This is a genomic window from Leisingera sp. SA32 (assembly GCF_056033425.1).
The window spans coordinates 13,209-34,534 of sequence record NZ_JBVYHB010000020.1 but is presented as its reverse complement, the minus strand read 5'-3'; the positions used below and the strand labels follow the sequence as shown (position 1 = coordinate 34,534).

The 21,326-nt window shown below is 62.7% G+C and carries 18 protein-coding genes; 14 read left to right on the top strand and 4 right to left on the bottom strand.

Translation table 11 applies throughout. The features are described 5' to 3' along the window. Window positions 1-25: 25 nt before the first annotated feature. A complete protein-coding gene (locus AC0IPL_RS20050; RefSeq protein WP_474276892.1) occupies window positions 26-676 on the top strand; it encodes a GntR family transcriptional regulator in 651 nt (216 codons plus the stop codon). 42 nt (window positions 677-718) lie between these two features. After that, the gene (locus AC0IPL_RS20045) at window positions 719-1,867 is read left to right on the top strand and encodes a calcium-binding protein (protein ID WP_474276890.1); all 1,149 of its coding nucleotides are present in this window, start codon (window positions 719-721) and stop codon (window positions 1,865-1,867) included. A gap of 29 nt (window positions 1,868-1,896) precedes the next feature. On the opposite strand, the gene AC0IPL_RS20040 is transcribed toward AC0IPL_RS20045, so the two are convergent. Further along, the gene (locus AC0IPL_RS20040; RefSeq protein ID WP_474276888.1) at window positions 1,897-2,604 is read right to left on the bottom strand and encodes a type 1 glutamine amidotransferase; all 708 of its coding nucleotides are present in this window, start codon (window positions 2,602-2,604) and stop codon (window positions 1,897-1,899) included. An 81-nt stretch (window positions 2,605-2,685) separates the two neighbouring features. Here AC0IPL_RS20040 and AC0IPL_RS20035 point away from each other — a divergent pair, with 81 nt between their 5' ends. Together AC0IPL_RS20035 and AC0IPL_RS20030 are read left to right on the top strand one after the other, a co-directional pair. Further along, window positions 2,686-3,945, top strand: coding sequence for a cytochrome P450 (locus tag AC0IPL_RS20035; protein ID WP_474276886.1), 1,260 nt, complete (start codon window positions 2,686-2,688; stop codon window positions 3,943-3,945). Between the two features lie 111 nt (window positions 3,946-4,056). Next, window positions 4,057-5,346 (top strand): type I glutamate--ammonia ligase, encoded by a 1,290-nt coding sequence (locus tag AC0IPL_RS20030; RefSeq protein ID WP_474276884.1) that lies wholly within the window; start codon window positions 4,057-4,059, stop codon window positions 5,344-5,346. 229 nt (window positions 5,347-5,575) lie between these two features. Here the strand turns inward: AC0IPL_RS20030 and AC0IPL_RS20025 are convergent, their stop codons facing one another. Both AC0IPL_RS20025 and AC0IPL_RS20020 read right to left on the bottom strand, forming a co-directional pair. Beyond that, window positions 5,576-6,931 carry an aminotransferase class III-fold pyridoxal phosphate-dependent enzyme gene (locus AC0IPL_RS20025; protein ID WP_474276882.1) on the bottom strand — a complete coding sequence of 452 codons (1,356 nt, stop codon included), beginning with the start codon at window positions 6,929-6,931 and terminating at the stop codon, window positions 5,576-5,578. A gap of 48 nt (window positions 6,932-6,979) precedes the next feature. Continuing rightward, complete coding sequence (locus AC0IPL_RS20020) at window positions 6,980-7,759, bottom strand: IclR family transcriptional regulator (RefSeq protein ID WP_474276880.1); 780 nt, start codon at window positions 7,757-7,759, stop codon at window positions 6,980-6,982. Window positions 7,760-7,930: 171 nt separating this feature from the next. Here AC0IPL_RS20020 and AC0IPL_RS20015 point away from each other — a divergent pair, with 171 nt between their 5' ends. From AC0IPL_RS20015 to AC0IPL_RS19990, 6 genes are all read left to right on the top strand, one after another. Continuing rightward, window positions 7,931-8,878 carry a tripartite tricarboxylate transporter substrate-binding protein gene (locus tag AC0IPL_RS20015; RefSeq protein WP_474276878.1) on the top strand — a complete coding sequence of 316 codons (948 nt, stop codon included), beginning with the start codon at window positions 7,931-7,933 and terminating at the stop codon, window positions 8,876-8,878. 73 nt (window positions 8,879-8,951) lie between these two features. Beyond that, the gene (locus tag AC0IPL_RS20010; protein WP_474276876.1) at window positions 8,952-9,482 is read left to right on the top strand and encodes a tripartite tricarboxylate transporter TctB family protein; all 531 of its coding nucleotides are present in this window, start codon (window positions 8,952-8,954) and stop codon (window positions 9,480-9,482) included. A gap of 9 nt (window positions 9,483-9,491) precedes the next feature. Continuing rightward, window positions 9,492-11,111, top strand: a complete 1,620-nt coding sequence (locus AC0IPL_RS20005) for a tripartite tricarboxylate transporter permease (RefSeq protein WP_474276875.1) — start codon at window positions 9,492-9,494, stop codon at window positions 11,109-11,111. Then, window positions 11,018-12,460 (top strand): aldehyde dehydrogenase family protein, encoded by a 1,443-nt coding sequence (locus AC0IPL_RS20000; RefSeq protein ID WP_474276923.1) that lies wholly within the window; start codon window positions 11,018-11,020, stop codon window positions 12,458-12,460. Before AC0IPL_RS20005 ends, AC0IPL_RS20000 begins: the two co-directional genes overlap by 94 nt. 128 nt (window positions 12,461-12,588) lie before the next feature. Next, complete coding sequence (locus AC0IPL_RS19995; protein WP_474276873.1) at window positions 12,589-13,821, top strand: Tm-1-like ATP-binding domain-containing protein; 1,233 nt, start codon at window positions 12,589-12,591, stop codon at window positions 13,819-13,821. 164 nt (window positions 13,822-13,985) lie between these two features. Beyond that, entirely contained in the window at window positions 13,986-16,076 is a 2,091-nt protein-coding gene (locus AC0IPL_RS19990; RefSeq protein ID WP_474276872.1) for a 3-hydroxyacyl-CoA dehydrogenase NAD-binding domain-containing protein, read from the top strand. Between the two features lie 189 nt (window positions 16,077-16,265). On the opposite strand, the gene rpe is transcribed toward AC0IPL_RS19990, so the two are convergent. Then, on the bottom strand, window positions 16,266-16,955 hold the full coding sequence (gene rpe, locus AC0IPL_RS19985) for a ribulose-phosphate 3-epimerase (protein WP_474276871.1): 690 nt from the start codon (window positions 16,953-16,955) through the stop codon (window positions 16,266-16,268). A gap of 217 nt (window positions 16,956-17,172) precedes the next feature. On the opposite strand from rpe, the gene phnC reads away from it, so the two are divergent. From phnC to phnE (AC0IPL_RS19965), 4 genes are all read left to right on the top strand, one after another. Then, complete coding sequence (gene phnC, locus AC0IPL_RS19980; RefSeq protein WP_474276870.1) at window positions 17,173-17,991, top strand: phosphonate ABC transporter ATP-binding protein; 819 nt, start codon at window positions 17,173-17,175, stop codon at window positions 17,989-17,991. A 64-nt stretch (window positions 17,992-18,055) separates the two neighbouring features. Then, window positions 18,056-18,958 carry a phosphonate ABC transporter substrate-binding protein gene (phnD, locus tag AC0IPL_RS19975; RefSeq protein ID WP_474276868.1) on the top strand — a complete coding sequence of 301 codons (903 nt, stop codon included), beginning with the start codon at window positions 18,056-18,058 and terminating at the stop codon, window positions 18,956-18,958. 111 nt (window positions 18,959-19,069) lie between these two features. After that, window positions 19,070-19,939 carry a phosphonate ABC transporter, permease protein PhnE gene (gene phnE / locus AC0IPL_RS19970; protein WP_474276866.1) on the top strand — a complete coding sequence of 290 codons (870 nt, stop codon included), beginning with the start codon at window positions 19,070-19,072 and terminating at the stop codon, window positions 19,937-19,939. Then, window positions 19,936-21,300, top strand: a complete 1,365-nt coding sequence (gene phnE, locus AC0IPL_RS19965; protein WP_474276865.1) for a phosphonate ABC transporter, permease protein PhnE — start codon at window positions 19,936-19,938, stop codon at window positions 21,298-21,300. The genes phnE (AC0IPL_RS19970) and phnE (AC0IPL_RS19965) overlap by 4 nt, the downstream gene beginning before the upstream one ends. The last annotated feature ends 26 nt before the right edge of the window (window positions 21,301-21,326 follow it).

The window sequence follows — 21,326 nt, the reverse complement described above, 5'->3', positions numbered from 1 at the left end:
GGAGCAAACGCAGCAAGGGCGCAGTATGGCAGGGCAGACGGAACAGGTACTGAACGCAATCCTTCGCGATATTGAGGCAGGACATCTGGTGCCGGGCGCAGCCCTGGAGGAAAACGAGCTGGTCACCCGGCACGGGGTGTCACGCACCCCGGTGCGCGAGGCGTTCATCCAGTTGGAGGCGATCGGGCTGATCAAGCGGCTGCCGCGAAAGGGCGCGGTACTGTTCAAGCCGACACTGGAAGAGTTCCTGGCCATCCTCGAGGTTCACGCCCGGTTGGAGGGGCAAGCGGCGGCCTTGGCGGCGCGACGGCTGTCGCCCGCACAAGCGGAGCAACTTGAGGCGGCCGTCTCCGCCTGCGAGGCGCATGCGGCGCAAAAAGGCGATGGCGACCCGGCTGGCTATTACCAGTTGAACCTGCGGTTTCATGCCTGCGTCGCCGAAGGATCCGGCAACCCGTTTTTGGTTGAGATGATCAAGACCAACGCGCGCAAGCTGATGGCCTATTACCGGGCGCGCTACCGCTATCCCGGCGCCATTGCACAGTCGGCACAGGAGCACCGCGAGATTGCGCAGTTGATCCTTGCCCGGGACCGGGAAGCGGCGGAGGCGGCGATGATCGCGCATGTGCAGTTTGATCAAGTCACGGTGATGGATCTCTTGGCGGCGCTGGGCTGATTCCGGCCTTGCCGCTTTACTTGCGGTTGTGGCACGCCTACCTTGAGCAAGCATTTATTTTATGTACTGGCCTGTTGGGAGGTGGCGGTGGTTTATAGCGCCCGGTTTGAAGAACAAACGCGTCTTTCTTTTCATGACATGATCGAAGTCTTTTCGGAAACACTGGTTGGGTTTGAGCCCCGCCGCGCCAGCCCTTCGGAGCTATTCTTCCGTGTTTCCTACACGCGTGTGCTGAGCCGAAATCATGAGGAGACCTATGAAGGTTATCTGGCTGTTGATGGTGACGCGCTCTCTTTGAACCCTGACAACCCCGCGCTTTCCGAGGGGACGATTGATGGTCTTCGTATCCGGATCGGCGGCGAGCGCATTCGGATTGAGACGCCGGAACTCCAGCTAAGCGAGCTGGCGGTGGCCAGTCAGTCGGAGGGTAATATTGCGCGGCTGTTCACAGATCAGAACTGGCGGGTCCGTGTCTCTCTGGACGGCGACTATCAGACTGGCGGCGAGCTGCTGCCTTACCAGCATCATAACGTCCCGAAGCTGGACAGCGTGTTCATTGGCGGGGATGAGGACGACACTCTGATCACGGGCCGGGGGCAGGATACGCTGCGGGGCAAAGGCGGTGACGACACCCTGTGGGGCCGCGAGGCGGCGGATGAGTTGCGCGGCGGTGCGGGCGATGATGATTTAGATGGCGGCGCGGGCACCGATATCTTGCGCGGTGGCGGCGGTGATGACGTCCTGCATGGCGGCAGCGGCGGTGATCACCTGCGCGGCGGCGCGGGGAATGATCGGTTCTTTGGCGGCGGAGGCGGCGACACGATCGTTGCCGGTGCCGGATATGACTATATCTACACCTCTTTCCACCACACACATGGTGACGATGTCTTTGTGTTCTCTGACAATGACGACCTCAACATCGTCAGGTCGACCCGCGGCCGGTATAATAAGGTGGACCTGTCCCGTGTCAGTGAAATCACCGATTTCCAGGACCTGGTGGACGATCATGTGACATTTTACGATGCCGGAGAATATGTTCCGCCGGAAGAGCACCGGCAAGGGTATGAATATCTGATGGGCGCAATTGAATTCTCTGGCGCGGTCATCGATGACGGTGCGGGCACTATCATCCTGATGTCAGGCTACCATCGCATGGCGCATTTCACCGAGGGCTCGCTCTTTATCTTCTAATATCCGCCCGCGCGTCGGTTTCGGTCGGATCAAGCTGCGGCCTGTTCGAAGAATCGCGCGAGGCACTCGGCAAAAAGCTGTTGATCCGAGTGTGCATGTAGGCTGTCCAGCGCACGGGCGTAGACCTCGGCGCCAAGGGTCTCGCGCAGTTCTTCGGTCAGGGCTATGATGAAACCATGGCTCATTTCCGGGTGGTGCTGGGTGGTAAAAATATGGCGGCCCAAGGTGAAGCCTGTGCTGATGCCGTCGGAGGTGCTGAAGGGGATTGCCCCGGCGGGCAGGGCGGCGACATACTCGCAGTGGGCGCCGTAGAGCTTCAACACATCTGGCAGCGCGGCGGCCCAGCCGGGGCGGTTTGCGAGCCGGTTACGGGTTAGCCCGTGAACCCAGCCCGCAGGGTTGCGGCCAAGCGTGCCGCCTAGCGCCTGCGCAATCGCCTGGTGGCCGAAACAGGCCCCGAACAAGGGAAACTGCCGGGCATGGGCGCTGCGGATCAGCTCCAGTAGCTGGGTCACCCAATCCGCACCGGACCGCACCGAGGCCGGGCTGCCGGTGATCATTGCGCCGTCAAAAGCAAACAGGTCCGGCGGAAAGACGCTGTCTTTCACCGAAAAGACGGATGTGGTCCAATCCGGCCGTGCCAATTGGATCAGATCGGTGAACTTCTGCCCGTCCTTCGGGTGGGCGCGGGCAAATGCGCTGTCGTCCGTGTTCGTCATCAGGATGGCCAAGTGCATGAGACTGCTCGCGACTTTATCGTTTACATATTTAATAGCTCGCTTAATATACATATGGCAAGCAAGTTAGGGAAGCCCGCAGTGACAGTTTGGACCCCCACCGACGACGGCCATGCGGATCTGAGCAGCCACGATGCCTTTGCGCCGGGTGTGCCGCACAACACCTTTGCCCGGCTGCGCCGCGAGGATCCGCTGCATTGGACCGAATATGCGGGGGGCAAGAATTTCTGGTCGGTCACCCGCTATGACGACATCACCGCGATGAACAAGAACACCGAGGTGTTCTCTTCGGCGCAGGGCATCCGCATGGAGGACCAGACCTATGAGGAATATCTGGCCCGGCGCACCTTTCAAGAGACCGACCCGCCGGAGCATTCCAAGGTGCGGATGAAACTGCTCAAGGCGTTCTCCAAGACCACCATGGCGCAGTACGAGCAGGACATCCGTGATCTCTGCGGGGACATTCTGGATCAGGCGTTGGCTCAGGGCACGTTTGACGCCACCAAGGAGATCGCTCGACAGCTGCCGATGCGAATGCTGGGTCGCGTGGTGGGTTTGCCGGAAGACGACCTACCGTGGCTGGTGGAAAAGGGCGATGCGCTGATAGCCAACACCGACCCGGATTTTACCTCTCATGTGCTGGACAAGATGCAGACGGATGAATTCCGTATGATGCCCTTCAATTCGCCCGCAGGGGCCGAGCTGTATGTCTATGCCAAGGAACTGATGGAGGCCAAGGCCCGGACGGGAGATACCGCGGGGGTGCTGAACCTGATCCTGGCGCCTGCCAAGGATGGGTCTGTCATCACTGAGACCGAGTTTCGCAATTTCTTCTGCCTGCTGGTCGCCGCGGGCAACGATACCACGCGATACTCCATTGCAGCGGGCCTTCAGGCGATGTGCCACCAACCGGAGCTGCTGGAGCAAATGCAGGCGGGTGGCGCGGTTTGGGAAACGGCGGCGGATGAGATCATCCGCTGGGCCACGCCAGCGCTGTACTTTCGCCGCACCGCGACCCGCGACGTCGAAATGCACGGCAAGACCATCCGCGCAGGCGACAAGGTTTTGTACTGGTTTGCTTCGGCCAACCGGGACGACGGCTATTTCGACCAGCCATTTCACGTGAATCTTCACCGCAGCCCCAACCGACACCTGTCGTTTGGCCAGTTTGGCCCGCATGTCTGCCTGGGCATGTGGCTGGCACGGCTGGAGGTGACGGTGCTGTTTCAGGAGCTGGCCAAGCGTATCCGCCATATCGAGGCCGCAGGCCCGCACAAGTTCCTGCGCTCGAATTTCGTGGGCGGCATCAAGGAGCTGCCGGTCAGGGTTGAGCTGGCCTAGGGATCGCGCTGCGCTGTCGCCGCCATGGTCGGCCAGGATACGATACTATGCTAAGCGACACGGCACGCGAAACGATGCCGTAGTACGTCCAACAGGGAAGGACCCTCAGCCATGAAGACCCGTTTGCGCGCGATGTTCTGCGACCACCTCAGCATCATGCGGGGGAAGTACCTGCCCGGTTCCAAGATCGGTGATGACAGCACCCGCTTTTGCCGATCAGTGTTTGGCACCCATTACGACCGTGACCTTCTGGACGCGCCAGGCTCCATGGTCAAGCAGGGTTTGCCGGACATGGAGCTGCGCTGGCTGCATGATGACATTCGCGACAGCTGGCATGCCTCGACCAAGGTCGTGCTGGGTGATCTGTATGATGATGCGGGGGCGCCGCTGACCTTGTGCCCGCGCGGGGCGCTGAAACGGGCGGTTGCGGACTGGCAGCGGCTGGGTCTGACGCCAAAGATCGGGATCGAGCTGGAGGCCTTTGCCCTGCAGGCGGACGATCGCGGGCGGCTGATGCCTTACGATGCGCCGGGCGGTGTGGTTTATGGCACCGGGCCGTTTGCCGATCCCCTGCGATTCAATGACCGAATCTGGGCGATGGCCGATGACATGGGGTTCAACCTCGATATGATCACCGCCGAGTTCGACAGCCCGCAGTTCGAGTATACGCTGACATTTGACGACGCGGTAAAAGCCGTGGATGACATCGTTCTGTTCCGCCTGATGGCGCGGGAAGTGGCGCTGGAATATGGCATCGTGCTGACCTTCATGCCCAAGCCAGTGGCAGAGGCCGGGGGGTCCGGCATGCATATCAATTTCTCTTTCCTCGATGATGCGGGCGGCAATGCTTTGTCCGCAGGCCCGCGGGGCGGGCCGGAGCATATGAACGATCTGGCGCGCGGCTGTTTGGCCGGGCTGCTGCATCATCACAAAGGTTTGGCGGGGCTGATCGCGCCCACCGCGAACAGTTATATGCGGCTACAGCCGGGATCGCTGTCGGGCTACTGGCAGAACTGGGGTGGCGACCATCGCAACGTGACCACGCGCATCAGTTCCGAAGGTGGGGCCAAGGCGCGGCTGGAGCATCGGATGGCGGATGCCTCTGCCAATCCCTATACGGCGACGGCAGCGGTGCTTCACGCGGCGCGGTTGGGCGTGCAGAACGGCCATCAGCTGCCGCCTATGGAGACCGGAGACGGGTTCGACCATACGGATGCGCGCGATGGCACGGCAATCGACCTAAAGGGGGCCGTGGCGGGTCTGGAGCGCGACACGGCGCTGACGGCGGCTGTCGGCCCGGATCTGGTGGCCAACCACGTTTTCATGAAGCGAAAGGAAGTGCGCAAGACCCGTGACCTGGAAGGGGACGGGATGCGGGACTTCTACGTGCATTTCATCTGAAGAACCGCACCGTGAAGCCATGTAGGTTAGGGGGAGAATTTGCGGACGGTGAAACCGACGCGGCTAAGGCAGGCTGTGGCAGAAATCTGACGCAGGTAGTGGCAGGCGCGCCCGCAGTTAAACGCGCCGCCACCCAAGGTACGGGCCCGAAGCCTGTGCTTCGGGCCCGCCATGGTATCTGGTGGCACCCGGCCCTGCGGTCCGGGTGCGGTTGCGTGGGTCGCCGGGGTCAGCTGACGGCCGCGAAACCTGCGTCCAGGGCGCCAAGGATCGTGGCGGCCTCAGCCTCGGACAGGACCAGTGGTGGCGACAGGATGACATTGGGCCCGGACACGCGGATCATGGCGCCGTTTTCATAGGTGACCTGTTGCAGCCGAGCGATGGTCTTTTTGTCGATTGCGGCCTTGCTGGCACGGTCGGAGACCAGCTCCAGCGCGCACATCAGCCCGTGGCCGCCGCGCACGTCACCGATCAGATCGTAGCGGTCTTGCAGCGCCCGCAGCCCCTGATGCAGCTGGGTACCGCGCGCGGCGGCGTTTTCGGTTACGTTTAGCCGCTGTGTTTCGGCCAGGCAGGCCAGCGCTGCGGCGGCCCCGACCGGGTGGCCGGAATAGGTGTAACCATGGCCGATCGCCGCCTTGCCGGTGGTGTCTTTCTCAAATGTCGCGGTCAGGTGGTCGGCAATCATCACCGCACCAAATGGGAAGTAGCCATTGGTGATGGCCTTGGCGGTACACATCAGGTCCGGCTGCACGCCCCAGTGTCGCGACCCTGACCACGAACCGCTGCGGCCAAAGGCGGTGATCACCTCATCCGCGATGAGCAGGATGCCATGGCGCGAGCAGATCTCGCGCACACCCGGCATGAAGCTGGCATGCGGCGGGATCACCCCGCCGGCGCCGAGGATCGGTTCCATGATGAAGGCCGCGATGGTTCCGGCCCCTTGAAAGGCGATTTCGTCCTCCAGCGCCTGTAGGCACAGCTGCGCCAGGCGTTCGGGATCCGTTTCATTGAACGGGTTGCGGTAGGTGTAGGGCGCGGGGATGTGGTGGCAGCCGGGCAGGAGCGGTTCATACTGCGTGCGAAAATTGGCGTTTCCGTTCACCGAAGCGCCGCCCATGTGGGTGCCGTGATAACCCTTTTTCAGGCTCAGGAACTTGGTGCGTCCCTCCTCGCCGCGGATCTTGTGGTACTGGCGGGCCAGCCGCAGTGCAGTCTCCACCGAGTCCGAACCGCCGGAGGTGAAGAAGGCGCGGCTGAGGCCATCTGGCGCAAAGAACGTGCGCAGCTCCTCGGCCAGCTGGATCACCTGGTCGTTGGTGGTGCCGCGGAAAGTGGAATAATAGGGCAGCACGTCGAGCTGTGCCGCGATGGCGTCCTTCACCGGCTGGCAGGAAAAGCCGAGGTTCACGTTCCACAGGCCGCCGACCGCATCCACCACCTGGTGCCCGTCGATGTCAGTGATCTTCACGCCTTCGGCGCTGGTGATGATGGCGGGCGGGTTGGCCAGGCTGTCGCCGGGGTGGGCCATCGGGTGCCACAGTGATCTGGCGTTATGTTCCTTCAGGAAATTTGCGTCTTTCATGGGTCAGCTCCTGGATGCGGCCAGAACCCTGGCCGGGCGTGGAAAGGGTCAGGCGGGGCTGTGCTGCGGATAGTCCGCAGGGGCCGAGCCGCCGATGCGATGGGTAAGGGTCGCGCCTGCGCGCATCAGAGCGGTGGGGATCAGCGATGTCTGCTCCGCCGTCATCCGCGACACCGGAGCAGCCACGGCGAGCGCGCCGATTACCTGCTGGCCGGGACCGAAAACCGGCACCGCGTGGGAATGCACGTCGGCCTCGAAGCCGCCGATGGACTGGGCCATGCCGCAGCGGCGCACATCGGCCAGCTGGGCGCGGATTGTCTGCGGATCGGTGATCGTGTCCGGCGTGTGTGCGACAAGCGACTGCGCCAGCACCGCGTCGACAAACGCGGGGTCCGCAAAGGCCAGCACCGCGAGGCCGGAGCTGGTGCCGTGAAAGGTGAGCACCTCGGCGTCCTCCATCATCACCTTGGTGGCGTGGCGCGGCGAATAGGCATGAGACAGCGAGTTCAACTGGTTGCCCTGCACCAACGACAGGTGGGTGGTTTCGCCGGTTTCATCGCTGAGATCGCGCAGCACCCGGCGCGAGACCGACAGAATCGGCACCGCTGCCTCTCGCAGGGCGGCCAGGCGCAGAACCTGCGGGCCCAGCCGATACGTCCGGTCCCCATCGGTTTGCTCGACAAAGCCCGAGTCCTGGAGTTCGGCCATTAGCCGATAGACGGTCGCCTTATTCATGCCCGACAGCCGCGTCAGCTCACTCAACCCGATGCCGGTGCGGCCGTGGTTGAAATATGTCAGCAATGACAAGGCTTTGGATACTGTCCCCATGAATTTTTCGGTGCTCCTTCTGCGGGCTTTTCGAGCGGTGCGGCCGCAAAAAGACGCACCCGCAATGCAATTTTGTTGACAGATAAGCGGTCGCCCGTCAATCTAAATTCAAACCAATGGTTCAAATAATGAACCGATAACGACGGCAATGGCATCAACTGGGAGAATGATATGAAGGTCAAATCTGTGATGACGCGGGCTGCGACGGCAGCTGTTCTGGGGCTAACCGCGGTTGCCGCGCAGGCCGAGTATCCTGAAAAGCCGGTGAACTTCATCGTGCCCTGGCCGCCCGGTGATCTGGAGGACGTGCTGACCCGGATGATCGCCGAGGACTTTCAGAAGGAATACGGCGTCGCAGCGGCGGTGGTGAACAAGCCCGGCGGCGGTGGGGGGCCGTTCCCCGGTGCGATCGAGGTCGCCAACGCGCCCGCCGACGGCTACACCATCGGCTCATTCGTGATCGGCGTGCCGGTGATGGGCCACCAGATCGACATTCCACCGCTGACGCCTGCCAAATTCGATCCCTTGGGGATCTTCCTGACATATCCGTTTGTGATCGCCACGTCCGCCGACGCGCCCTACAGCACGATGGAGGAACTGGCGGGCTATGCACAGGAAAACGACGTGGCGCTGGGCCATTTCGGCGATGTGCTGACCCCGACTCAGGTGACCAAGGCCTATGCCAAGAACGCCGGGTTTGAGTGGGGCTCCGATGCCGCCTTTGATGCGCTGGATTGCAATACATTGGCTTCGGGCGATGCGGATGTCATCAACACCACGCTACAACTGGTGCTGCCTTGTCTCGACGATATCAAGGTTCTGGTGTCGATCACCGATGAGCGTATCCCGCTCGTGCCCGACGCGCCAACGATCGGCGAGCTGGACGAGAGCCTCGACATCGCCCTGTGGAACGGTCTGTTCGTAACCAAGGACACGCCGCAGGATGTGCGCGACAAGATCACCGCAGTTGCAGAAAAGACAGTGATGAGCGAGCGCGCCCAGTCCATCGCCAAGGAAACCGGAGCGCTGGTCTATTGGCAGGGCGCCGATGAAAGCGCTGCCCGGGTGGCAGCCGACATCGACACCATGGCGCGCATCGGTGGCCTGCTGGCAGAATGATATCCCTCGCTTCACCGGGGCCGCAGGGGGTCCCGGTGTCTTTTGACTGGCGCGCAAGAGAAGCTTCCTGAGTATGTCTACAGAACGCGAACGCCGCTTTGTTGGACCGCGGCGCGGACAGCTGGTTTTTGCCCTGGGCATGGTGGCGGTCGCGCTGCTGCTGCTGGCGCTGATCGGCCACCAGACCGCCTGGACCAACAACACCAAATTGTTCGCCCAGCCGCGGTTCTGGCCTGCTGTTGCCATAGGCGGCATGGCTATGCTGGGCGGACTCCATCTCTACAGGCTGCCCTGGCGCAAGTTTTGCCGCGATGACCTGCACGAGGTGCGGCGTTGGGTGCAGGTGCTGGAATTCGGTGGCTGGTTCATGGGCTATGTGGTGCTGGTTCCACTCGTCGGCTACCTGCCGGTAACGGTGGTATTCGTGCCGTTGCTGAGCTGGCGAATGGGCTACCGCCGTCCGATCCTGCTGTGGATCAGCGCAGGTTTTGCCGTCGCGGTTGTGGTGCTGTTCAAGGCGTTTTTGTCGGTAAAGATCCCTGGGGCGATACTGTACGAGTATCTGCCGGGGGCCTTGCGCAGCTTTTTCATCCTTTATCTCTGAGTGCCGGTCATGGATCTGATCTTCTCTGCAATCGACATCCTGATGCGCTGGGACGTGGCGCTGGCGCTGCTGGCGGGCTCGGTCGGGGGCGTGTTGATCGGCGCTATCCCCGGTGTGGGTCCGGCGGTGGCAATTGCAATCCTGCTGCCGGCGACGTTCTCGATGGATCCGATTGTCGGGCTGACGGTGCTGCTGGGGATCTACGGCTCCTCCATGTATGGTGGTGCAATCCCGGCGATCCTGATCAACACGCCTGGCACCGCGGTCAATGCGCTGACCACCTATGACGGCTATCCGATGACCGCCCGCGGCGAACCCCGGCGCGCGCTGAGCCTCGCCTATTCCGCCAGTTTCTTCGGTGGGGTGTTTTCCGTGATCTGCCTGATCCTGTTTGCGCCGGTGCTGGCAAGAATCGCGCCGATGTTCGGCTCGCGTGAGATTTTTCTTGCGGCACTTTTGGGATTGGTGCTGGTTGTGGTGGCGCACCGTGGCCAGGCGCTGATCGCGGGCGCGTTGGCCTGTTTCGGGATCTTCTTGCAGACCATCGGCATGGAGCCGGTGAAATACACCCAGCGCTATACATTCGGGCAGGACTTCCTTGGCGGCGGCATCAATCTGATCGTGGTGGTGCTGGGGCTGTTTGCCATCTCGCAGGCGTTCGTGCTGCTGACGGATGAGGACGAGAAGGTCCGCATCACCCGTTTGCGGGGCGGCATGTTGCAGGGGCTGCGCGAATTGGCGCGCCATCCGCGGGTGGCGGGCGTTTCGGCCACCTTTGGCGTATTGATGGGGATGGTCCCCGGCGTTGGAGAGTTCACCGCCCAGTTCATGTCCTATACCTATGCCCAGAAATCCTCAAAGCGGCCGCAGGATTTTGGCAATGGCTCCTCTGAGGGGTTGATCGCGGCCGAGACTGCCAACAACGCGGTGCCTGCGGCCGCCATGGTGCCGCTGCTGGCGCTGGGCATTCCGGGTGAAGCGCTGACGGCGATGATGTTGTCGGTGTTTTACGTCCACAACGTGGTGCCGGGACCGGGGTTGTTTCAGAACGATATGGATTTTGTCGTGGCGTTGTACCTGGCACTGTTGATTCTGAACGTGCTGGTGTTGCTGTTCCTGCTGATTGCGACCAAATCGCTGATCCAGGTTGTGCGCATTCCCAACCGGTTCCTTGGGGTCTGTATCCTGACGCTCAGCTTTGTCGGGGTCTACAGCCTGCGCAATTCCGCGACCGACTGTGTGATGGCGGCGGGTTTCGGCGTCCTTGGCTATGTCCTGAAACGCCTGTCGCTGCCTGCGGTGCCGATCATTCTGGGCATGGTGCTGGGCGGCATCATGGAGGTGAAGCTGCGCGCGGCCATGGCACGGGTCAAGGTCCCGTTTGATTTCATTGATCGCCCAGTGGCGTTCATCCTGTTTCTACTAATCATCATCGTTCTGGTGGTCCACATCCTGCGGGTGCTGAAGGACCACAAGGAACTGAAGGAGGCCGAATGGCAAACCAAGACCTCATCGACAGGCTTCGGCAACTTGATGTGGCGCCGCAGAAGCTCTTTCTTGAAGGATCATGGAAAGAAGGTTCGGGCCAGACACTCGAAGTTGCTTCGCCGATTGACGGATCTGTTCTGACCACACTTGCGGGCGCTTCTGCCTCAGATGTGGAACACGCTGTGGCCTCGGCGCGGCGGGCGTTTGACGATCGGCGCTGGGCGGGACTCAGCCCCGCCGCACGCAAGCGGGTGCTGTTCAAGATCGCCGAACGGATCGAAGCCGAGGCGCTGGAGCTTGCAGTGCTGGGCGTGCGCGACAACGGCACCGAGCTGAACATGGCGCTGAAGGCAGAGCCGGGATCGGCGGCAGGGACGTTCCGCTATTACGCCGAGGCGCTGGACAAGGTGGCTGGCGAGGTCGCGCCGACCGCGCCCGAGGTGCTGGCGCTGGTCCACCGGATGCCGGTGGGCGTGGTGGGGGCCATCGTGCCCTGGAATTTCCCGCTGATGATCGGTGCCTGGAAACTGGCTCCGGCGCTGGCCATGGGCAATTCGGTGGTGCTGAAACCCGCCGAGACCGCATCTCTGTCGCTGTTGCGGCTGGCCGAGATCTGCGCGGAGTGCGGATTGCCAGATGGGGTTTTGAACGTGGTCACAGGCAGTGGCGCGGAAACCGGCGCAGCACTGGCGGCGTCAAACGGTGTGGACGTGCTTGCGTTCACCGGGTCGGGGGCGACGGGGCGCAAACTGCTGGAAGCCTCGGCGCGTTCAAACCTGAAACGATGCTATCTGGAACTGGGCGGCAAATCGCCCAACATCGTCTTTGCGGATGCGCCCGACCTGGAACTGGCGGCCAAGATCTCGGCCAAGGGGATTTTCCGCAATTCAGGGCAGGTCTGCGTGGCGGGGTCGCGCCTGCTGGTCGAGGCCTCGGTGCATGACCGGTTTGTCGAGATGCTGAAGGCTGAGGCCGAAGCGTTGCGGGTGGGGGATCCACTGGATCTGGCAAGTGATGTCGGTGCGGTGAACTCAGAAGACCAGCTGCGCCGTAACCTGTCCTTTATGGATATGGCGCGGGCCGAGGGCGGACAGGTCATCACCGGCGGGCAGCGTATCCTGACGGACACGGGGGGCACATATATGGCCCCGGCTGTGGTCACCGATGTGGCGCGAGATCATGCGCTGTTTCAACGCGAGGTCTTCGGGCCGGTGCTGGCCGTGACCAAATTCGAGAGCGAGGCGGAGGCGCTGAGCCTGGCCAATGGCACGGATTTTGGTCTGGCGGCGGCGGTCTGGACCGCCAACCTGAGCCGGGCGCATCGGATGGTGGCGGGTATTCGTGCCGGCGTGGTGCACGTGAATACCTATGGCGGGGCGGACAACACGGTGCCGCTGGGCGGCGTTGGCCAATCCGGCAACGGCCATGACAAGTCTTTGCATGCGCTGGAGAAATACACCGACCTCAAAACAGCATGGATCCAGCTGTAACGCGGGTTTTGCCACGGTAAGACCCGCGGCCTCCGGTGGGGGTATTTAGCGCGAGAGCAAAGCCACAAGAGGGCTGGGTTCATCTGCCATGCGAAGGCTTGGGGAGGCGCGGGGAAAGGGAGTGAGAGATGGGCAAGAAAATAATCCTGGTGACAGGAACATTTGATACCAAGGATGACGAACTGGCCTATCTGGTGCAAGTCATCCACGGGCAGGGTGGCGATGTTCTGACCATGGATGTGAGCGTATTGGGCGACACCAGCCAGGTCGTCGACATCAGCAAGCATGAGGTTGCAGAGGCCGCGGGCAGCAGCATTCAGGCAGTGATTGATACCGGCGACGAAAACGCGGCCATGCAGATCATGGGCACCGGCGCTGCCGCCAAGGCGCTGGAGCTGTATCGCGCGGGCCGGATCGACGGGGTGATCGTGTTGGGCGGCACCATGGGGACCGACCTGGCGCTGGATCTCTGTGCGGCGCTGCCGGTGGGAGTGCCGAAGTACATCGTCTCCACCGTCGCATTCTCGCCGCTGATGCCGCCAGAGCGGATCCCGGCGGATGTGCAAATGATCCTCTGGGCGGGGGGGCTGTATGGATTGAATTCGATCTGCAAAGCATCGCTGAGCCAGGCGGCGGGGGCGGTTCTGGGCGCGGCGCGGGCGGTGGAGCCGCCGAAGCGCGATCGGCCACTGATCGGTATGACCTCTTTCGGGAAAACGGTGCTGCGCTATATGGTAGCGTTGAAACCGGCGCTGGAGGCACGCGGGTTCGAAGTTGCGGTGTTCCATGCCACCGGCATGGGCGGACGCGCGTTTGAGAGCCTGGCGGCGGAGGGGGCCTTTGCTGCGGTGCTGGATTTTGCGCCGCAGGAGGTGTCGAACCATGTATTTGGTGGCTTGTCGGCAGGGGCGGATCGCATGACCAATGCGGGGCGTGTGGGCACGCCGCAATTGGTGGCTCCGGGCTGTTATGATCTGGTGGATTTTGTGGGATGGCAGCCAACGCCCGCGCAGCTGGAAGGCCGTGAAACCCATGCGCACAACCGGCTGCTGACCTCTGCGATGCTGAATGCGGCGGAGCGGCGGCAGGTGGCGCAGGTGATCTGCGATAAACTCGCCACGGCGCAGGCTCCGGTTGCCATGGTGCTGCCGACAGGCGGCTGCAATGAATGGGACCGCCCCGGCGCGCCGCTGCACGATGCGGAGGGGCTTGGTGCGTTTTGTGACGAAATGCGCAAGGCCTGTCCTGATGGTGTGGAGCTGCATGAGCTTGGCTGCCATATCAACGACACCGAATTTACCGACAGGGTGCTTGAAATCCTGGATGACTGGATTGTTGCCGGTGTGGTCCGCCGCGAGTAGGGCTGTTTCAAAAGTTTTATTTCACCTGAGTTGTTGTTACGTATGTGCGGGCGGCCCTGGGCCGCCTGGGTATTTTGGGGCTTGGCGCAGAAAAATCTGCGGTGCCTAATCAGACGTGAGCCGCGCTGCCCCGCAGGCAGCGCCGGAGGGGAAAGGACAGCCGGATGAGTGAAGCCATTGCATATGAGCGAGAGGGCAGCATTGCTATCTTGAAGGCGCAGAACCCGCCCGTAAACGCCCTGGGCGCGGACGTGCGCAAGGGGTTATGGGCGGGGATCGAGCGCGCCGAAAAGGAGGGCGCCGAGGCGGTGCTGATCTATGGTGAAGGCCGCACCTATTTCGCGGGTGCTGACATTCGCGAGTTCGGCAAGCCGCCGCAGGACCCCAGCCTGCCGGACTTGTGCAACCGGATCGAGGCCTCGCCGCTGATCGTAATTTCCGCCATGCACGGCACCGCGCTGGGCGGCGGGCTGGAGGTCGCGTTGGCCTCGCATTACCGGGTTGCGGTGCCGTCGGCCAAGATGGGTCTGCCGGAGGTCAATCTGGGCATTCTGCCTGGTGCCGGGGGCACCCAGCGGTTGCCGCGATTGGCGGGCACTGAAGCGGCGCTGGAGATGATTACATCTGGTCGACATGTAAGTGCCGCCGAAGCGCTGGAGAAAGGTATCCTGGACCGCGTGGACGAAGGCGAGCCGCGTGAGATCGGGCTGGCCTATGCGAAGGAGCTTCTGGAGCAGGGTGCCACGCGCCGTGCGGTGGGAGAGCTTCCGGCGCCTGAGGCGGTGGATTTTGATGCGGCCTATGCTGCGGTGCTGAAAAAGGGCAGGGGCCAACTGTCGCCTGCGACGGCGGTGCGGGCGGTGCAGGCGGCGGTTGAGGCCGGCAGCCTGGAAGAAGGGCTGAAGCGCGAGCGCGCCCTTTTCATGGAGCTGATGGACTCGGATCAGCGTCAAGGTTTGATCCACGCCTTCTTTGCGGAGCGCGCGGTGAGCAAACTGCCGGAGCTGGAAGGTGTCAGCCCGCGTGACGTGGCTTCGGTCGGGGTAATTGGCGGCGGCACCATGGGCGCGGGCATCGCCACGGCGGCCCTGCTGGCGGGGCTGCCGGTGGTGCTGATCGAGATGACCGAAGACGCCGTAGCGGCGGCACGGGGCCGGATCGAGGGCAATCTGCGCGGCGCGCTGAAGCGCGGCAAGATCAGCGAAGCACGGTTCGCCGAGCTGACCGGCGAGGCGCTGACTGTGGCCACGGACTACGCCGCATTGGCGCCGGTGGATGTGGTGGTTGAGGCCGTGTTCGAAGACATGGCCGTCAAGCGCGACGTTTTCGGCAAATTAGACACCCATTGCAAACCGGGGGCAGTGCTGGCGACCAACACCTCCTATCTGGATGTGGACGAGATTGCGGCGGCAACCTCCCGCCCGCAGGATGTGATCGGGCTGCATTTCTTCTCGCCCGCGCATGTGATGAAGCTGCTGGAGGTTGTGGTGGCGGAACAAACAGCGCCGGAGGTGCTGGCCACCGGATTTGCCCTGGGCAAGCGGCTGAAAAAGGTCGCGGTACGCTCTGGCATCTGCGACGGGTTCATCGGCAACCGGATCATGAACGCGTATCGCAAGGCGGCGGAGTATGTGGTGCTGGACGGAGCGTCGCCCTATCAGGTAGACGAGGTGGTGCGCGGGTTTGGTTTTCCAATGGGGCCGTTTGCAATGGGGGACCTGGCCGGGCTGGACATCAACTGGGCGGCCCGCAAACGCCGCGCGCCGACGCGGGATCCGCGCGAACGGGTGCCCCGCTTCTACGAAATGCTGTGTGAGGGCGGCGATTTTGGCCAGAAAACCGGCAAGGGCTTTTACATCTACGAAGAGGGAAAGCGCGGCGGCGTGCCGAACCCGGAGGTGGCGGAGCTGATCGCCCGCGACCAGCAGGCGCAGGATATCACCCCGCGCGAATTCTCGGATGCCGAAGTGCGGCGCCGCTACATGTGCGCCATGGTGAACGAGGCGGCGCGGGTCGTGGGCGAGGGTATTGCCCGTCGGCCGCTGGACGTCGATATGGTCATGTTGTTCGGCTATGGCTTTCCGCGCTTCTGGGGTGGGCCGCTGAAATGGGCCGACTTGCAGGGGCTGGACGGCATCCTGGCCGACATCCGGTCCTACGCGGTAGAGGATGATTTCTTCTGGCAGCCTGCACCATTGCTGCAGCAGCTGGTGTCCGAGGGCCGTTGCTTTGACGATCTGAACAAGGCCAGCTAACCGTTTGGGCTGCGCCGCCAGCGGTGGCGCGGCCCTCCGGCCCATCGAGGGCCGTCAGGCCGCGGTTCGGCTGCGCCGAACCAGATGTGCCACACGATAGGCGACGCCTGAAAACGCCAGCCGGGAAACGCAAGAGCGGTGCATTGCCAGATGCGCCTGGCGATTGGCGGGAGCGCTTGCGCCGAAGGGCTAGGCCCAGGTGCCTTGGGTTGCCGCGCGGATCTTGCGGATGTTATCGCCGTAGACTTGCGGATTGTCGACAGAGCCGCCTTTGAACACGGCAGAACCCGCCACCAGCACATCCGCGCCCGCTTCAGACACCAGCGGGGCGGTGGTGGGGTCAACGCCGCCGTCGATTTCGATATGCACCGGGCGGTCGCCGATCATACTGCGCAGACGGCGGATCTTGGTGGTCATGTCGAGAAACTTCTGGCCGCCGAAGCCGGGGTTCACGGTCATCACGCAAACGAGATCGGTCAGGTCCAGCAGATGCGCCACCGCTTCGGCCGGGGTGCCGGGGTTCAGCGCCACGCCCGCCTTCATGCCAGCCGCGCGGATGGCCTGAAGGGTGCGGTGGATATGCGGGCCAGCCTCGACATGGGCGGTCAGCACGTCGGCACCGGCATCAGCGTAGGCGTCAATATAGGGGTCAACCGGCGCGATCATCAGATGCACATCCATTACGGTTTTAACATGCGGGCGGAACGCCTTTACCGCCTGCGGGCCGAAGGTGAGGTTGGGCACGAAATGCCCGTCCATCACATCCACATGCACCCAGTCGGCGCCTTGGGCTTCGATCGCCTGGATCTCTTGGCCGAAGTTGGCGAAATCGGCGGAGAGGATCGACGGGGCGATCTTGATGGAACGGTCAAAGGACATCTGGCAGCTTCCTTTAGCAACAATAATATGAGCAGTTGCTGGCCGTATAGCGGGTCTGGTGGCCTGAGGACAGGGGCAGATTGCGCCTCGGTTCGCGGCACAATGCAATTGCACGCCTCGGCTGCAGGCGGGCTGCGTTACAAAACTTTCACGACTGTGACACAAGAGCTTTGAGCAGCGGCGTTAGGCAGTCCCGGACAGAAAAGGGAGCGCCCCCGTGCTGCGCATTGACAGACTTACCAAACGTTTCGGTGACAAGACCGCGGTTGCGGCTGCAACGCTGGACATCGACAAGCCCTGCATGATCGGGATCATTGGCCGTTCGGGTGCGGGGAAATCCACGCTGCTGCGGATGATCAACCGGCTGGGCGACGCCAGCGAAGGACGGATCCTGTTCGGCGACCGGGATGTGACCCGGCTGACCGGCAAGGAAAAGCGCGCCTGGCAGTCAGACTGCGCGATGATCTTTCAGCAGTTCAATCTGGTGCCGCGGATGGACGTGGTGTCCAACGTTCTGCATGGCACGCTGAACCGTCGCAACGTGATGGCGACGCTGTTCAATTTGTATCCGATGGCGGATATTCACAAGGCCATCGACATCCTGGACCGACTGGGCATTGCCGAACATGCCGCCAAACGGGCTGAGGCGCTGTCGGGCGGACAGCAGCAGCGGGTGGCGATCGCCCGGGCATTGATGCAGGACCCCAAGATCATTCTCGCGGATGAGCCGATTGCCTCGCTTGATCCGATGAACGCCCAGACCGTAATGGAGGCGTTGCGCCGCATCCACGAGGAAGACGGTCGTACCGTAATTGCCAACCTGCACACGCTGGATACCGCGCGGCGTTATTGCGACCGGGTGGTGGGGATGCGCGACGGGCGCATCGTCTTTGACGGGCTGCCAGAGCAGCTGACCACCGGTGTTGCGCGCGAGATCTATGGCGCCGGCGCGGAGTTCTCCGAGGCTGCGACCTCTACCGAAATCGAAACGCTGGAAAAGACGGACGCGCTGCGCGCCGCCATTCCCGCCGAATAATCCCCGACTGTTTCCATCGTCCCGGCGGGCGACCTGCCGGAAAGATCAACTGGAGAGACGTAAAATGAACAAACTGATTGCTGCCGTTCTGGCCACCACCGCGCTGACCACGCCGCTGGCGGCACAGGACATCACCGAGTTCCGCATCGGTCTGCTGGGCGGCGAAAATGCTCAGGACCGTCTGAACAACAACGAATGCCTGCGCGAATACGCCGAAGAAGAGCTGGGTGTCGAAACCAAGCTGTTCGCACCGGCCGACTACAACGGCGTCATTCAGGGGCTGCTGGGCGGCACCATCGACATGGCCTGGCTGGGAGCCTCGGCCTATGCCAAGACCTATCTGTCCGACCCCGAAGCGGTGGAGCCGGTGCTGGTCAAGGTCAATACGGATGGCGGCTATGGCTATTATTCGGTCGGGTTCGCGCGCAAGGACAGCGGCGTCACCTCGCTGGAGGATCTGAAGGGCAAGACCTTTGGCTTTGGCGATCCGAATTCCACCTCGGGCTATCTGATCCCCTCGATCGAGATCCCGAACAAGATCAACGCCACAATGGACTCTGGTGACTATTTTGGTGAGGTGAAATTCACCGGCGGCCACGAACAGACGATCGTTGCGGTTGCCAATGGCGATGTGGACGGCGGCGTGACCTGGGCCGATGGTCTGGGCGAGTGGGAAGACGGTTACAAATCCGGCGCGCTGCGTCGTGCGGTGGACGCGGGATTGGTCGACATGAACGACATGGTCGAGATCTGGAAATCGGCGCCGATCCCGGAAGGCCCTGTGGTGCTGCGCAAGGCGCTGCCTGCGGAGGTTAAGGAGAAGATGACCGCGTTGATGGCGGGCCTTGCCGAAAAGGACCGCGATTGTTTCTACGGTGTGGCGGCGGGCGAAGCCCGCGCGTTCGAGCCGATCAGCCATGATGCCTATGAGGTCATCATCGAGGCCCGCAAGCTGAAGTCGAAGTAATTTCAGTCAGGTTTTTTGCGATCACCTTCTGCGGGGTTCGGGTTGTCCCGGACCCCGCAATTTCCCAAACGGCACGTTGAAGTGCCGTCACAACAAAACCAGGACCCCTAAATGGCAGATCTGACGGCAGCCCGGCCAACGCTGGACGAGATCCGGGAACACTACACCGACCACACCCGGCGCAAGCGGCTCTATGGTGGCATTCTCTTGGCGGTGTTTGTTGCAATGATGGTGGCGGGGTTTCGCACCGCCGACGGGCGCAATGCGGGCTCATTTGCCGACGGGTTTACCCGGATCTTCGACTACCCGGCCGAGGTGCTGGCCGAGGCCGGGGAGAAGGCCGCGCAGCTGCCGGGCCATGTGGTGCATTTCTTTCCGGCGCTGGTGGAGACGCTGAATATCGCCGCCGCCTCAACCCTGGTCGGAGCGGTGTTCGGAACCCTTCTGTCGCTGCTGGCGACCCGCGGCATGGCGCCCGGGCCTATGCTGATCCCGGTATTTCGGCGCATCAGCGACATCTGCCGCGCGATCCCCGAGATCGTCATCGCACTGGTCTTGATCTTTGTGCTGGGCGGCGGACCAGTGCCCGCGATGATCGCCATTGCGATCCACACCGCCGGTGCATTGGGAAAACTGTTTTCCGAGGTGAATGAGAACGCCTCATTGAAGCCGGTGGAGGGGCTGTCCTCCGTGGGGGCCAGCTGGGCGCAGCGGATGGCGCTGGGAGTGTTGCCGCAGGTTGGCCCCAATTATGTCAGCTATGCGCTGCTCCGGTTCGAGATCAATATCCGCGCCTCCGCCATTCTGGGTTTTGTCGGCGCGGGCGGTATCGGCTACGAGTTGAAGAACGCGATGGCCTGGGGGCAGGGGCGGTATGACGAGGCCGCCGCGATATTCCTGTTGTTGTTTGTCTCCATCGTTGCCGTTGACCAGCTGTCCGGCCTGTTGCGTGACCGTCTGACCCATGGAGCGAAGGCATGACCACCTTTGACACCAACCTGACCCCGGCTGAGCTGAAGCACGAGACAGCGCAGCTGTTTCTGAAGAAACGCTTGCTGAGCTTTGCCTTGCCTGCGGCGGTAGTGGCCTACATGCTCTACGTCTTCGTGGCCTTTGACGTGGCAAACCTGTGGGAACGCGCCAGCCTCGACAATGCCCGCACGTTGGTCAGTGACAGCTATAGCTACAAGACCCACGTCACCCGCGACAACCGCAGCGGCGCGGTCTCTGTTGCCATCGAGGGTGAGCGCAAGGGCGCCTACCCCGAGGGCGCCGCGCCGGACTGGGTGTCGCTAGGTGCAACCACGGTGATCGATCTTGAGGATGGCCACCGGGTGACATTTGGGCCGGATACCATTGCATACGTCATTCCCGGCTATGGCACCGTGCGCGCCACCCCCAGCCGCAGCGCCGGGGTGCAGGCGGAACTGCCTGCGGGTGACGTGCCGGAGTGGATCAGCAGCTCCAAGAACCGGCTGGCTGTCACCACCGATGCGGGCCGCCTGACCGTGACCCGCAACCGCGCTGAGGTGTTTCGCTACTTCACCGGCTGGGAGCTGTTCTTCTTTACTCTCGACAGTCCCTATCACGGCATGGGCATGGGCGAGCTGGTGCAACGCGCAGCGACGGGCGAGGCCGGGGCGATCCTGCATGACGTCTGGACAAACAAGATGTGGCGGCATCAGGACGTGGTCTGGGCGATTGCCGAAACACTTCTGATGGCGTTCCTTGGCACCTTTGGTGCGGGGCTGGTTGCGCTGCCGATGGCCTTTGCCGCGACCCGCAACTTCATGCCTTTGCGCAGCGTTCGCTTTGCCGTACGGCGGCTGTTCGACTTTGTTCGCGGGGTAGACTCGCTGATCTGGACGGTGGTGCTGGCGCGGGCCTTTGGCCCCGGCCCGTTGACCGGTGCGCTGGCAATCCTGGTGACGGACACGGGCACCTTCGGCAAGATCTTCTCGGAGGCGCTGGAGAACGTCGACGAGAAACAGATCGAGGGCGTGGCCTCAACCGGGGCGCGGCCCGTGCAGCGTTATCGGTTCGGGGTGATCCCGCAGATCACGCCGGTGTTGCTGAGCCAGCTGCTGTATTTTCTGGAATCCAACACCCGTTCCGCCACCATCATCGGCGCGATCACCGGCGGCGGTATCGGGCTGCTGCTGACCCAGGCGATCATCACCCAGAAGGACTGGGAAGAGGTGGCCTATTACATCACCCTCATCATTCTGATGGTCATGCTGATGGATTGGATTTCCGGTTGGCTGCGGCGGCGGCTAATCGCCGGCGACACCCGCACATCCAGCCGCAAGCGGCGCGCGGCCAAGGCGATGCTGCTGCCCTGAGCGGACGGTAGCGAGACTGACCAGCA

What these genes read in the sequence shown, in the direction of transcription:
- AC0IPL_RS20005 (WP_474276875.1), top strand. Translation starts at nt 9,492, where the DNA reads ATGGATCTGATCTTCTCTGCAATCGACATCCTGATGCGCTGGGACGTG.
- AC0IPL_RS20040 (WP_474276888.1), bottom strand. Translation starts at nt 2,604, where the DNA reads ATGCACTTGGCCATCCTGATGACGAACACGGACGACAGCGCATTTGCC.
- AC0IPL_RS20020 (WP_474276880.1), bottom strand. Translation starts at nt 7,759, where the DNA reads ATGGGGACAGTATCCAAAGCCTTGTCATTGCTGACATATTTCAACCAC.
- AC0IPL_RS20010 (WP_474276876.1), top strand. Translation starts at nt 8,952, where the DNA reads ATGTCTACAGAACGCGAACGCCGCTTTGTTGGACCGCGGCGCGGACAG.
- AC0IPL_RS19990 (WP_474276872.1), top strand. Translation starts at nt 13,986, where the DNA reads ATGAGTGAAGCCATTGCATATGAGCGAGAGGGCAGCATTGCTATCTTG.
- phnD (WP_474276868.1), top strand. Translation starts at nt 18,056, where the DNA reads ATGAACAAACTGATTGCTGCCGTTCTGGCCACCACCGCGCTGACCACG.
- rpe (WP_474276871.1), bottom strand. Translation starts at nt 16,955, where the DNA reads ATGTCCTTTGACCGTTCCATCAAGATCGCCCCGTCGATCCTCTCCGCC.
- AC0IPL_RS20025 (WP_474276882.1), bottom strand. Translation starts at nt 6,931, where the DNA reads ATGAAAGACGCAAATTTCCTGAAGGAACATAACGCCAGATCACTGTGG.
- AC0IPL_RS20030 (WP_474276884.1), top strand. Translation starts at nt 4,057, where the DNA reads ATGAAGACCCGTTTGCGCGCGATGTTCTGCGACCACCTCAGCATCATG.
- phnE (WP_474276865.1), top strand. Translation starts at nt 19,936, where the DNA reads ATGACCACCTTTGACACCAACCTGACCCCGGCTGAGCTGAAGCACGAG.
- AC0IPL_RS20050 (WP_474276892.1), top strand. Translation starts at nt 26, where the DNA reads ATGGCAGGGCAGACGGAACAGGTACTGAACGCAATCCTTCGCGATATT.
- AC0IPL_RS19995 (WP_474276873.1), top strand. Translation starts at nt 12,589, where the DNA reads ATGGGCAAGAAAATAATCCTGGTGACAGGAACATTTGATACCAAGGAT.
- AC0IPL_RS20015 (WP_474276878.1), top strand. Translation starts at nt 7,931, where the DNA reads ATGAAGGTCAAATCTGTGATGACGCGGGCTGCGACGGCAGCTGTTCTG.
- phnE (WP_474276866.1), top strand. Translation starts at nt 19,070, where the DNA reads ATGGCAGATCTGACGGCAGCCCGGCCAACGCTGGACGAGATCCGGGAA.